This is a genomic window from Synechococcus sp. Cruz CV12-2-Slac-r (genome assembly GCF_024346075.1).
GTDB lineage: Bacteria > Cyanobacteriota > Cyanobacteriia > PCC-6307 > Cyanobiaceae > Synechococcus_D.
Map to the genome: position 1 here is coordinate 1 of NZ_JAGQEK010000046.1, position 11,663 is coordinate 11,663.

An 11,663-nucleotide genomic window follows, 5' to 3' on the forward strand; every position below is an offset into this window, starting at 1 on the left:
GCCCCGCCGGTGAGTTGGGCGCTCATCTGCGCATGACCGGGCAATTCCAATGGCTAAAAGACGGGGAAAAACCGCCTTGCGCTCACACAAGGGTGCAGTTTTGGGGTCACCATGGCCCCCAGCAAGAAGCGCGCGAGCTGCGCTTTGTGGATCTACGCGCCTTTGGTGAATTGTGGTTTGTGCCTTTTGGGGCAGCCACAGAACAAGTAATTACAGGCTTGCAACGCCTTGGACCTGAACCTTTCAATTCCACTTTTAATGCCACCTACTTAAAGCAGCGCTTTAAAGGATCCAGCCGGCCCATCAAAAATGCCCTGCTAGATCAAGCAGTGGTGGCCGGGGTGGGAAATATATACGCCGATGAAAGCCTTTTTTTAGCTGGCATTCAACCTCATAATCCCAGTGGCACTCTTTCTTTAACTCAACTAAAAAAATTACACAGCTGCTTGCTAGAGGTGTTGCAGGCAAGTATTGGAGTTGGCGGCACCAGCTTCAGTGATTTTCGCGATCTAAAGGGCAATAACGGCAACTACGGAGGGGCGGCATGGGTGTACAGAAGAGGTGGTGAACCCTGTCGCAAATGTGGAACCCCCCTGCGGCGCGACAAACTGGGGGGCAGAAGCAGTCACTGGTGCCCAACATGTCAACAATGAAGTGTCAGCACTGAATCCCAAAGAAGCCCTTATCAAAGTGATGGGGGCTATTCACAGCAGAGGCTGGTGCGATGGCACCGGCGGCAATTTTAGTTGCGTAACTAAACGGCAACCACTGCAATTATTGATGGCCCCCAGCGGGGTTGATAAAGGTAATTTATTGGCAACAGATTTGATTTGCGTAGATGAAAATGGCCAAGTGGTTGAAGGCGAAGGTAAGGCCAGCGCAGAAACATTGATGCACTTAGCGATTGTGAAACATTGCGGCGCTGGAGCTGTGCTCCATAGCCATTCGCAAGCTGGCACTTTGTTATCACAATGGGCAGTAGCCAAAGGTGAGCTGGAATTAAGCGATTTGGAAATGCTTAAAGGCTTAGAAGGTATCAAGAGTCATAGCAGCAGCGTATTAATTCCAATTTTGGCTAATGATCAAAATCTGGCCCGTTTAAGCGCTGCGGCAATTGCACCCCTGGCAACGGCACCTCAAGGAATATTAATTGCCGGCCACGGGCTATATGCCTGGGGGGTGGATTTATTTCATGCTAATCGGCATCTGGAAATCATTGAATTCCTTCTGGAGCAAAAGTGGCGCCAATTAATACTTCAAGGTTTAGGAATAAAAGCATGATTAGATTTGATAATTTAAAAGGTGTTGTTCTAGATATTGAAGGCACCACTTGCCCCTTAGATTTCGTTGTTAATAGTCTCTTTCCCTATGCTCGCCAAGCGCTGCCCAGATTTGTTGCGGAGCATCGCCAAGATCCCAAACTCTCAGCTTTGTGGGAGGAGGTGGAACAAGCAATAACAGCAGAAACAGCTACAGATGCACCTCAGGAAATTGCAGATTATTTGCAGTGGCTAATCGATCAAGACCGTAAATTCACGCCCCTTAAAGATCTACAGGGCTTGATCTGGCAGCAGGGCTACAACTCCGGCAGCCTCGTGGCACCTTTATTTGATGATGTGGAGAGTGCTTTAAAAACTTGGCACCAGCAAGGCTTAATACTTGCCGTGTATTCCTCTGGTTCTATCGCGGCGCAACAGCTTTTATATGGCAATAGTATCGCCGGTGATTTAAGAGGTTTATTCACAAGTTGGTTTGATACCCGCCTAGGTTCAAAAGTAAATAGCCAAAGTTATATTGATTTAGCAAAACACCTTGCAATACCAGCAGCAAAGCTTCTGTTTATCAGTGATGCCCCTGATGAATTAAAGGCAGCAAAAAATGCTGGCCTCCAAGTATGCGGAAGCCAGCGGCCAGGAAATATTCAAATAATAAATGAAGACAGCTATAAAACAATAAAAAAATTCAGCGAATTAGAATTAACTAACGCGCTGAATTGATTGGATAATTAATATTTATTAAAAGCTTAAAACAAGCCTAATGTTAAAGATTTGTCGATTGGCAAACAAGCTCCAATTCCAAGATAGATGGTGAAAAACGTACCGAATAAGAAAGCTGCCATCGCTACAGGGCGGCGGAAAGGATTCTGGAATTTGTTGAAGCTTTCAATAAATGGAACCAGCATCAAACCAAGTGGAATCATGGTTTGCAGTGCGATACCAAGCAATTTATTTGGTACCACTCTGAGAATCTGAAAAACTGGATAGAGATACCACTCAGGCAGGATTTCAAGGGGGGTGGCAAATGGATCGGCTTTGTCGCCAAGCATTGCTGGATCAAGCACTGCAAGGGCAACTATGCAGCCGATAGTGCCAAGAATTACAACCGGGAAAATATATAAAAGATCATTTGGCCATGCAGGCTCACCGTAATAGTTGTGGCCCATACCTTTCGCTAATTTTGCCCTCAGCTTTGGATCGCTTAGATCTGGAGCCTTAAGAACGTGCATGGTAAAAAATTGGTGAGGTGAAACTTGAAGTGCAGAAATCCTAGGAAATAACTAGCAACTTATAAGGGGCCTGAGATGCCTTGTTTACGAATCATTAGGAAGTGGGCGAGCATAAATACTGCAAGCAACCATGGCAACACAAAAGTGTGAAGGCTGTAGAAGCGAGTAAGCGTTGACTGCCCCACACTTTCGCCTCCCCGCAGGAGTTCCACCATGAAATCACCAACCACTGGCACCGCCGCCGGCACTCCGCTCACAATTTTTACAGCCCAATAACCAACTTGATCCCAAGGCAAGGAATAACCGGTTACGCCAAAGGCAACAGTGATCACAGCCATCGTTACACCTGTAACCCAGGTGAGTTCACGAGGGCGCTTAAACCCTCCGGTTAAATAAACCCTGAAAACGTGAAGTATCAACATCAAAACCATCATGCTGGCGCTCCAGCGATGAACCGAGCGGATCAACCAACCGAAGCTCACATCAGTCATTAAGTACTGAACGGAGGTATAGGCCTCAACAACCGTTGGCTTGTAATAAAAGGTCATCGCAAATCCAGTGGCAAACTGGATCAGGAAGCACACCAAGGTGATACCACCAAGACAGTAAAAAATGTTTACGTGAGGGGGGACATACTTTGATGTCATGTCGTCAACGATGTCTTGGATCTCCAGACGTTCGTTGAACCAGTCGTAGACGGGGGAGGGATTCGCCATGCAACGAGGAGGGTTTGCCCGTTATCGGGTGTAAGTGAGAGTCTATAGACCGCCTTGATGCTGTTGTGACCCTCTTGCGCCCTCTGCTGCTGCGGTCATTAATACTGCGCTCAGCTTTATGCATCCTGCTTTGGTTCGGCTGCTGGAGTGCTGCAACTGAGCCAAGCCAAGCCTTAAGCGATGAACAAGCACTCGTAGTAGATGTGTGGCGCCTGGTGAACGAAGCCTATGTAGACCCGGATTTTCAAGGGGTGCCCTGGCGCAAGTTGCGTCAAAAAGCGTTGGAAAAATCAATCCAATCCCGCGCCGATGCATATAACGCCATCGATGCAATGCTGGCCCCCCTGCAAGACCCTTACACCCGTTTGCTGCGCCCGGAGGCCTACAGCCAACTGGAAGCAGCAACAAAAGGCAGTGTTAGCGGAGTGGGATTACAACTTGCCTTGCAGCCAGAAACCGCCCAGGTGGTTGTAATTGCTCCAGTTGAGGATTCACCGGCTGCGGATGCCGGCCTCGGAGATGGCACCCAAATTGTTTCAATTAATGGTGAAGCCACCACGCTGCTTGGCCTTGAAGGCAGCGCTGCTCTTTTAAGGGGTGCCCCAGGCAGCACGGTGCACTTAGAGGTAATTAGCCCCAGCGGTGTAGCTCGCAGCCTTGATTTAGAGCGGCGCCCAGTGGATCTAAGGCCCGTGCGTAGCCGCCGAATTCGCGCCGGCGACCACACTTTGGGCTATTTACGTATTAGTCAGTTCAGCGAAACAGTTCCGGATGCCGTAGCAGAAGCTCTAACGGATCTGCAGGCCAAGGCGATTGAAGGCTTAGTGCTCGATCTACGCAATAACTCTGGTGGCCTAGTTACCGCAGGGCTGGCGGTGGCAGACGATCTGTTGGCGAGTTCAGTAATTGTGGAAACCCAAGATCGCAATGGCATCAGCGAGAGGCGCCAGGCAAACCCTGGCACCATTTACAACGGCCCAATGGTGACCTTGATCAACGGAGGCACTGCAAGCGCTAGCGAAATCCTGGCCGGCGCCCTGCAAGACGATCAACGCTCCCCACTGATCGGGGCGCCAAGTTTCGGTAAAGGTGAAATCCAAACAATGATGGCCCTTGGTGATGGCAGTGGCCTTGCCATCACCGTGGCTCGTTATCTCACCCCCGATGGCCACCCAATTCAAGGGGTGGGGCTAAGCCCAAACCAACTTTTATCAACCCCTGAACCTAAAGGCAGCAGCATGGGCGGCGATGAGGATCAATGGCTTCAAGCTGCAACAAGCCAACTGTTGCTTCAGCTCAACTAATGGCAAGACGCACTTATCACGATCCGCTCCACGGCGAAATAGTGCTGGATAGCGCCATACCAGCAGAAGCGATGGCGATGGCTCTAATCGAATCTGCACCCTTCCAGCGCTTGCGGCGAATACGCCAATTAGGGCCTGCCTTTCTTACCTTCCATGGAGCGGAATCAAGCCGTTTCACCCATTCGCTTGGGGTATTGCAACTGGCTCGCCGCGCTCTGAAGCATCTTGAGCGCTTAACACCGGAACTTGAACAATATCGAGCCTTGCTTTATGGAGCTGCCCTGCTGCACGACGTGGGCCACGCCCCCCTAAGCCATTCCGGTGAAGAGATGTTTGGGCTGCACCATGAAACCTGGTCTGCCCGTTTAATCCTCGAGCAGCAAAGCCTGCGAGCACCGCTTGATAGTTGCGTAGCTGGCAATGCAGAAGCGGTAGCTCAACTTTTAGAAAAAGGAATTGCCCCCCATCCAGCTATTGCCGCCCTTGTTAGCAGCCAACTCGACTGCGATCGCCTCGACTACATCCGCCGCGATAGTTACAGCACCGGCACCGCCTACGGCCAGCTAGATCTCTCACGCCTAATCGGCGCATTAGTTATCGCCCCAGATGGCCAACTAGCAATTCATCCACGCGGCCGCACAGCTGTTGAACATTATTTAGTGGTACGCAGCTTGATGTATGGAAGTGTTTACAATCATCGCATAAATATTGTTTGCAACTGGTTGTTGCAGCAAATTATTGTGCAGGCAAGGCGGCTAAGCCCTACAGAAATTTTTGCTGATTCAATAATGAGCAAATGGCTTTGGCATATAGATAGCATTAATAGCGAAGAATATATTGCTAATGATGATTTACGCACTGGATATCATTTAATGCGCTGGCGCGAAGAAGGGCCGGCACCATTGCAAGAACTTTGCCAACGCTTGCTGGAAAGGCGCCTACTGCAAGCCACCGATGTGCGCCACCTAACAAATGCAGACCGCTTAGGTGCCCTTGCCCTTGCCCAAAGGCTTGCTACAAAATCGGGGTTGAACCCGGAAATATGTTGCGGCCTTAGAGAAAGACGCAGCACTGGCTATCGCCCCTATGTGGGGGGGTTAAGGCTATGGGATGGCGAACACTTACAGGCGCTTGAGCAGGTATCGCCCTTGGTTAACAGCCTTAGCCATCCCCAGGAATTAGCCTGGGTTTTGCATCCAAGGGAGGTGCGTGCTGAGTTTAGGCGTCAGTTACCGGCAGTAAACCCTTTGCCCTAAGCACAGCACTCACATCATCAAAATCAAGCCAGCGGTGGTGGGCGATATTGCGCTGCTCTAACCAATGGCAGAGGGGTTCGCGAGCAAATACAAGATCAGCCACTTGGGCCATACCCAGATCTGTAATCGAGTCGCCAATAACCACGCTTAAACCTCCGCCATACCTTGAGATCACCTGCTGCTTTGCAACCAATTCATCGGTGCTAAAAAACTCGCTATGAAATCTCAGCCCCTCCTTGGGGTGACTCGTTACATGGGCAGCCACCAATTGCAGGAGCCGGTGGCGATGGGGGGCCATCACTTTTTCTACAAGCGGCGTAAGCCCAGCAGAAACAAGCACAAACGGCATGTTTGCAGCTTCCAATTCATCAAGAAAAGGTAAAAAACCGGGCCGTGGTTGAAATTGGCCCATGTGGTTCACCATCTGCTCAAGATCATCTGGGGTTAGGGCTGTTGCTAGAAGCTCCATGCCCTGGCGCAAAGTGATTTCAAAGCAAAAAAGTTGTCTTTTAATAGGAATCCACACCTGCGGGGCCACCGCCATTACCACTGCATCAAAAGTGTCCTCTGGGGTGATGGTGCCATCAAAATCGCAAAAAATAGTGGCAATTGGATTTGCCATAGATCAGAGGCAGGGGGTGGCACTAGCTTGAACTTTGCTGCAACACGCAGATGGTGGCGCGATTGATGGCAGCCAATTTTGAGGGATGGCCCCATAACCTTGAACTGGGTGCCTGGCAGCCTGGTGAATGCCCAAAAGAAAGCGTGCACAACGCCCTTGGCACAGAAATCCCTCCAGGGTTGATAGAACTGCATTGCAATGATTGGCCCCTTGATATTCCATTAATTAAGGCGATCCAACAACGCTTAAACAAGCAGGGCCTGATACTTAAACGCCTAACAACATCAACTCCCACAACATTAGTGGCAGCGAAATCAATGGGGCTAAATTGTGAAATAGCCTGCGCTGATAGGCCTGATTTTCCTGTTCAAGAAGCAGAGCTAAAAGTGCATCGAGGCACCTTGAGGGCAGGGGATCATCTGGAAGTGGAAGGAAGTGTGTTGGTGCTTGGCGATGTGAATCCAGGCGCCAAAATAACTGCCACGAAACACATACTAATTTGGGGAAGATTGCGGGGAATCGCCCATGCGGGCTGCAGTGGCAATAAAGCCAGCCGAATTATCGCCTTACAATTGCGGCCGTTGCAATTGCGCATTGCTGATGCCGTTGCAAGAGGCCCAGAAGAATTACCAGCAGAGGGATATTGCGAACAGGCTGAATTAATAGATGGAGAAATAAGAATTAAATCTGCTGAACCAACTTTGCCAAGTTAGCGCTGGATAATACCCAATCCCCCTAACAAACCCGCCAGCGCCATAAAATACAAAGGTGATATGCGGCTAAATAACATAAAAGCACAAACAATAAATGAAACAAGATAAGCGGGCCAATGATGATCAGCAGTGCGCAGAACCGTTAGGCCAACAGAAAAAAGTATGCCCAAAGTTATGGGGCCTAATCCACGCTCAAGTGCAACACGCAAAGGGGCATCCTTAAATTTGCTCCAGCTCAAAGCCGCTGCCACCATCAACAAGGTGGATGGCAACAAAACCGCCAGCTCAGCTGCCACACCGGTTGCTAATGCCCACCAAACCCCGTGGGGCCAACCAGCTCCTAAACCGAGCAGGCCAACAATCATGGAACTGGGGCCTGGGGCAGCTTCCGCCAGGGCATAGAGATCAGCAAATTGATTATTAGTAATCCAATGATAGGTATCAACTGATAAATGATGATATTCTTGGAGCAGTGTATTACCACCACCAAGAGAAAAAAGTGATAAGCCAAGGAAGGTTTTAATCACCTGCCAAAAAGTATCAGGCCCGCTCATAATTTATCAAGAGTTGATGCTTTTGCTCTAGGCCAATAGAGAGCAATCGCAACACTCCCACCCACTAACACAACAGGAATCAATTGGAAATGGGCAACCTGCAACGCTAAAAATGTGAGGAGTGCAAGCAAGATGGCGAGAGGATCTTTCCAGTATTCATGCAAGATTTTAAAACCCATAGAGAGGGCCATCCCAGCTGCTGCTGCAACCACGCCGGTGAGCACATGATCAACAGCTGGAAGTGAATGGCTTCTAAAGTAAAACAAGCCCAACAACATCAACAAACAAAACGGAACTATTAACATTCCCGCAATAGATGCAATCGCTCCAGCTAATCCGCGAAACAAAGCTCCTATATAAACAGCCATGTTTATCTGATTTGGCCCAGGAAATAAACGCGCCACAGTAAGGCCCGTAAGAAAAGCCTCATTGCTCATCCAGCGGCGCTGCTCAACAACAATGCGCTGGCTCCAAGCAGATAAGCCACCGCCAAAAGCAGAGAGTGCCACCTGCAACATGCCCACAAAAAGGGCCCTGCGGTTAGGGGGAGGAGCAAGCATCAATCGTGAATGAAATTGGGATCAGGCGCCAGTTCGCCCTGCTCATGGGAAGCAGGATCGAGCGGATCTGGAGGGCTGTATTTGATGGCCTGCTGCCAATCAAAATTAAAAAAATCAACGCAGCGGGCAATCACCTCTGGAGCATCGGTTTCAATACCCAATTCACGCCGAATATCAAAAGCACTACGATCTATATTCATTGAACCAATCAGAGCGCTTTTAGTATCAATAATTATCATCTTAACATGTAATTTTAAATGCTTTTGCCTGCGAACTTTTACACCAGCACCTTCCATAATTCTAAGGCTAGAAAATGTATCGTAAATATCCCAATCTGAAATACCATGCTTGCCACCACATAGAACTCTAACTTTCACCCCCCGATTTCGAGCAGTGATCAAGCGTTCAAGAATAACTGAATCAACATATTTAGGGTGCTGCACCCAGATACGTTCCTTTGCGGCATCGATCACGCGAGCCATTTGGCCCCGGCTGTGAAAACTACTCCAAACCAAACCGATAGATAAATCAGGAGAGAAGAAACTTCGCTGCCAATCAGCTTCAAAGCCAGCTATAACTTGATCGATCGCAACCTGTGCATAAGTAATAACGCCATAGTCGCGGGTTTCAGTAAAGTATTTATCAGAAAGGTTAAAAGTAGAAATTAAAGCAGCGGTATTGTCAACAACAATTGATTTCTCATGGGTTACAGGGAAGGAATCGCTAGTCCAGGCCACCTCGATGCCGGCAGCCTTTAATCGTTCAAAGGCAGCGTCGTTCCAGCGATCCCCACCGGAAGTGTGGGGGTTGAGCATTACCCGAACGAGCACGCCGCGGGCCTGAGCTTGCAGCAGTGCTGCTTCAACGGCCTCGGATTCAAGCTTGAACTGCTTAAGCCGCAATTCATGGCGGGCCTGGGCAATGAAATTAAGTACCGCTTCAACCCCGTCATCTGGCATAACCAGGAGGGTTTGCTGATGACCCATGCTTGAAATGCCTGAATTCATCAAACAACCGTTCCGATTACTGCACCAAGCTTGCACAGGAAAACCAGGATCGGCTGTATTTTCGCAAGGTGCAATCAAACGGCCTTGAAATGGCTGTTTAAATTTCTTGACCGTTCATTCCCCGCGCACGATTCTTATTTGCTCAGGAAAGGGCGGGGTTGGCAAAACCACCCTCACCGCAAACCTTGGCATCGCCCTAGCCGCCCAGGGCATCAAAACAGCTGTGTTAGATGCAGATTTTGGTTTGCGCAATCTTGATTTATTACTAGGTTTAGAAAATAGAATTGTTTACACCGCCCAAGAGGTTCTGCAGGGCAATTGCCGCCTAGAGCAAGCGATGGTGAAACATAAGCTCGAACCCAATCTCGCCTTGCTTCCTGCTGGTAATCCACGAATGCTTGAATGGTTAAAGCCAGAAGATATGCAAAAAATTGTAGAACTAATAAAACCAACGTTCGACATAATTTTAATTGATGCACCCGCTGGTATTGAGGATGGGTTTAAGAATGCTGCCGCAGCGGCTGAGGAGGCAATTATAGTTACAACACCTGAAGTATCAGCAGTGCGAGATGCAGATAGGGTAATTGGATTATTAAATACAAGGGGAGTAACCCCAATCCAGCTAGTGCTTAATCGGGTAAGGCCAAAAATGATGGCGAATCAAGAGATGCTTGGGGTATCCGATGTAACAGATATCCTCGCGCTTCCATTAATCGGCTTAATTTTAGAAGATGAGCAAGTAATAGTTAGCACAAACCGCGGAGAGCCTTTAACTCTTGGTGCAGGTAAATCACCAGCCGCTATTGCTTATCGCAATATTGCAAAACGTCTGCAAGGTGAAATCATCCCTCTACCTGATCCCAGCCAGATGAATAAAGGAATACGGGCAAAAATGCGGAAACTATTACAAACAAAAATCTTTTAAGGAAATGACAATACTTGATTTGATTGATAAATTGCTTGGCCGGCAGCCCGCGAGCGCAGCCACTGCAAAACAAAGGCTGCAACTTGTTTTAGCCCATGATCGTAGCGATCTAAATCCAGAACTTCTTCAACGAATGCGGAAAGAAATTCTGGAGGTTGTTAGTAGATATGTGGAGCTGGATCTTGATGGTGGTGATGTAACGCTGGAAACAGAGGAGCGCACCACTGCGCTAGTGGCAAACCTACCGATCCGAAGAGTAAAGGAAAGCGCTCTACTGAGCCTTACCAAGAAAGACCCTGAGCTGGAACAGATAGAAAGCAGTGAGATATAATTTCTAGGTTGCCGGCTTAGCTCAGTGGTAGAGCAGCGCTTTTGTAAAGCGAAGGTCATCGGTTCAAATCCGTTAGCCGGCTTAAAGGTTACCTGCCCCTGCGGTGATGGAACTTGCCTAACACTAAGGCAATTAAGATAGCCACATACAACTGTCCTGCAAGTGAGATGGTTAAAGTTAGTTGCGCATGCACCTCATATCACAAAGCCTAGAACTTACAATTTAAAACAACACCGAAAGGAGATATCATAAAGATAGAATAACTGACAAAGCATATAAAAACATGCCTCAAATCATCCTAATCAGCGGAAATGATCCAAACCACTCTGAAATGCTAGCCAAAGCAGTGGCAACTCATAATCAAGGTTCAACCCTAATAGACATAACAGGTGAAGCTGAATTAAGAAGCGCAAATAACTTTAGTTGCGTAGAAGAATTGAACCGCCGATGGCCGGCCTTGAAGCAAAAGGTAGCGCCATGGCTAAATCTACTAAAACTTGAATATTTACTAAGCCAACAACCCCCCTTACTACCAGGCCTAGAGGATTGCCTAAGAGCACTTTTCCTGATTGATCAGATAAAAGAAAATATGAATAATACAATTATACTGATCCTACCTCAGCCCGCTCAAGCCCAAAGATTCTTAATGGGAATAATTAACACTCCAGAATTAATTGAACAGATCTACAACCCGCTCATCATAAGGGCTGAACAATTAAAAGAAAAATTAAACAGCCTAGAGGCATTATTTAATTTTAAAATACCACAAAACATTAGCCAGCTAATGCCAGCAAACCTAAATAGCAAGCTAAAAGAAGTATCAGAATTACTACAAGATCCCAGCAAGTGCGAATGCTACCTACATGCAACAAATGAAAAAATGGCAAAAAAAGATATCACACAATTCAATCTCTGCGGAATACAAGTTAAAAAACTATGGTTAAATTATTCGCTAACGAGTGAGGAATTAATTAAAATTAACCAAGAATTGAGCCCAAGCACAATATTACATGCAAATAGTTCAAATGAATTCGAATCCAAAAAAGATATATGGCTATCAGAGCAGTTAGCGAGCGAAACACCAGTTATCTTCACAGAAGACCAGGAAGGCAATAGCATAGCCAGCATACTATTGCCTTGCTTGGATAAGAAACAGCTTAATGTGCAAA

General features: G+C 47.8%; 15 protein-coding genes and 1 tRNA gene. 10 read left to right on the forward strand and 6 right to left on the reverse strand.

The window, feature by feature from the left end; genetic code table 11:
- The 3 genes from mutM to mtnC form a co-directional block, all read left to right on the forward strand.
- Positions 1 to 653: DNA-formamidopyrimidine glycosylase (mutM, locus tag KB557_RS05470; RefSeq protein ID WP_255132069.1), on the forward strand; the 653-nt coding region annotated here is incomplete at its 5' end.
- A 40-nt stretch (positions 654 to 693) separates the two neighbouring features.
- Complete coding sequence (mtnB, locus tag KB557_RS05475) at positions 694 to 1,281, forward strand: methylthioribulose 1-phosphate dehydratase (RefSeq protein WP_255132071.1); 588 nt, start codon at positions 694 to 696, stop codon at positions 1,279 to 1,281.
- Complete coding sequence (gene mtnC, locus KB557_RS05480; protein WP_255132073.1) at positions 1,278 to 1,997, forward strand: acireductone synthase; 720 nt, start codon at positions 1,278 to 1,280, stop codon at positions 1,995 to 1,997. Before mtnB ends, mtnC begins: the two co-directional genes overlap by 4 nt.
- A gap of 26 nt (positions 1,998 to 2,023) precedes the next feature.
- Here the strand turns inward: mtnC and petD are convergent, their stop codons facing one another.
- The gene (gene petD, locus KB557_RS05485) at positions 2,024 to 2,506 is read right to left on the reverse strand and encodes a cytochrome b6-f complex subunit IV (RefSeq protein WP_255132075.1); all 483 of its coding nucleotides are present in this window, start codon (positions 2,504 to 2,506) and stop codon (positions 2,024 to 2,026) included.
- 59 nt (positions 2,507 to 2,565) lie between these two features.
- Positions 2,566 to 3,222 (reverse strand): cytochrome b6, encoded by a 657-nt coding sequence (petB, locus tag KB557_RS05490; protein WP_255132077.1) that lies wholly within the window; start codon positions 3,220 to 3,222, stop codon positions 2,566 to 2,568.
- A 65-nt stretch (positions 3,223 to 3,287) separates the two neighbouring features.
- Here petB and ctpZ point away from each other — a divergent pair, with 65 nt between their 5' ends.
- Both ctpZ and KB557_RS05500 read left to right on the forward strand, forming a co-directional pair.
- Entirely contained in the window at positions 3,288 to 4,526 is a 1,239-nt protein-coding gene (gene ctpZ, locus KB557_RS05495; RefSeq protein ID WP_399218715.1) for a carboxyl-terminal processing protease CtpZ, read from the forward strand.
- A complete protein-coding gene (locus KB557_RS05500) occupies positions 4,526 to 5,782 on the forward strand; it encodes an HD domain-containing protein (RefSeq protein ID WP_255132079.1) in 1,257 nt (418 codons plus the stop codon). Before ctpZ ends, KB557_RS05500 begins: the two co-directional genes overlap by 1 nt.
- Here the strand turns inward: KB557_RS05500 and KB557_RS05505 are convergent.
- The gene (locus tag KB557_RS05505; protein WP_255132081.1) at positions 5,745 to 6,404 is read right to left on the reverse strand and encodes a haloacid dehalogenase-like hydrolase; all 660 of its coding nucleotides are present in this window, start codon (positions 6,402 to 6,404) and stop codon (positions 5,745 to 5,747) included. The genes KB557_RS05500 and KB557_RS05505 overlap by 38 nt on opposite strands.
- A gap of 65 nt (positions 6,405 to 6,469) precedes the next feature.
- Here KB557_RS05505 and minC point away from each other — a divergent pair, with 65 nt between their 5' ends.
- Positions 6,470 to 7,117 carry a septum site-determining protein MinC gene (gene minC / locus KB557_RS05510; RefSeq protein ID WP_255132083.1) on the forward strand — a complete coding sequence of 216 codons (648 nt, stop codon included), beginning with the start codon at positions 6,470 to 6,472 and terminating at the stop codon, positions 7,115 to 7,117.
- Here the strand turns inward: minC and KB557_RS05515 are convergent.
- Genes KB557_RS05515 through KB557_RS05525 form a run of 3 tightly spaced genes read right to left on the reverse strand, consistent with a single transcriptional unit; the run spans position 7,114 to position 9,238 of the window.
- The gene (locus tag KB557_RS05515) at positions 7,114 to 7,671 is read right to left on the reverse strand and encodes a chromate transporter (RefSeq protein WP_255132085.1); all 558 of its coding nucleotides are present in this window, start codon (positions 7,669 to 7,671) and stop codon (positions 7,114 to 7,116) included. The genes minC and KB557_RS05515 overlap by 4 nt on opposite strands.
- Positions 7,668 to 8,231 carry a chromate transporter gene (locus KB557_RS05520; RefSeq protein WP_255132087.1) on the reverse strand — a complete coding sequence of 188 codons (564 nt, stop codon included), beginning with the start codon at positions 8,229 to 8,231 and terminating at the stop codon, positions 7,668 to 7,670. Before KB557_RS05520 ends, KB557_RS05515 begins: the two co-directional genes overlap by 4 nt.
- Positions 8,231 to 9,238, reverse strand: a complete 1,008-nt coding sequence (locus KB557_RS05525) for a phospholipase D-like domain-containing protein (RefSeq protein ID WP_255132089.1) — start codon at positions 9,236 to 9,238, stop codon at positions 8,231 to 8,233. The genes KB557_RS05520 and KB557_RS05525 overlap by 1 nt, the downstream gene beginning before the upstream one ends.
- A gap of 106 nt (positions 9,239 to 9,344) precedes the next feature.
- On the opposite strand from KB557_RS05525, the gene minD reads away from it, so the two are divergent.
- The 4 genes from minD to KB557_RS05545 form a co-directional block, all read left to right on the forward strand.
- The gene (minD, locus tag KB557_RS05530) at positions 9,345 to 10,163 is read left to right on the forward strand and encodes a septum site-determining protein MinD (protein ID WP_255132090.1); all 819 of its coding nucleotides are present in this window, start codon (positions 9,345 to 9,347) and stop codon (positions 10,161 to 10,163) included.
- Between the two features lie 4 nt (positions 10,164 to 10,167).
- Positions 10,168 to 10,494 carry a cell division topological specificity factor MinE gene (gene minE, locus KB557_RS05535; protein ID WP_255132091.1) on the forward strand — a complete coding sequence of 109 codons (327 nt, stop codon included), beginning with the start codon at positions 10,168 to 10,170 and terminating at the stop codon, positions 10,492 to 10,494.
- 10 nt (positions 10,495 to 10,504) lie between these two features.
- Positions 10,505 to 10,576 (forward strand) — tRNA-Thr (locus tag KB557_RS05540).
- Between the two features lie 201 nt (positions 10,577 to 10,777).
- Positions 10,778 to 11,663, forward strand: an 886-nt coding sequence (locus tag KB557_RS05545) for an ArsA-related P-loop ATPase (RefSeq protein ID WP_255132092.1), incomplete at its 3' end; no start/stop codon positions are given.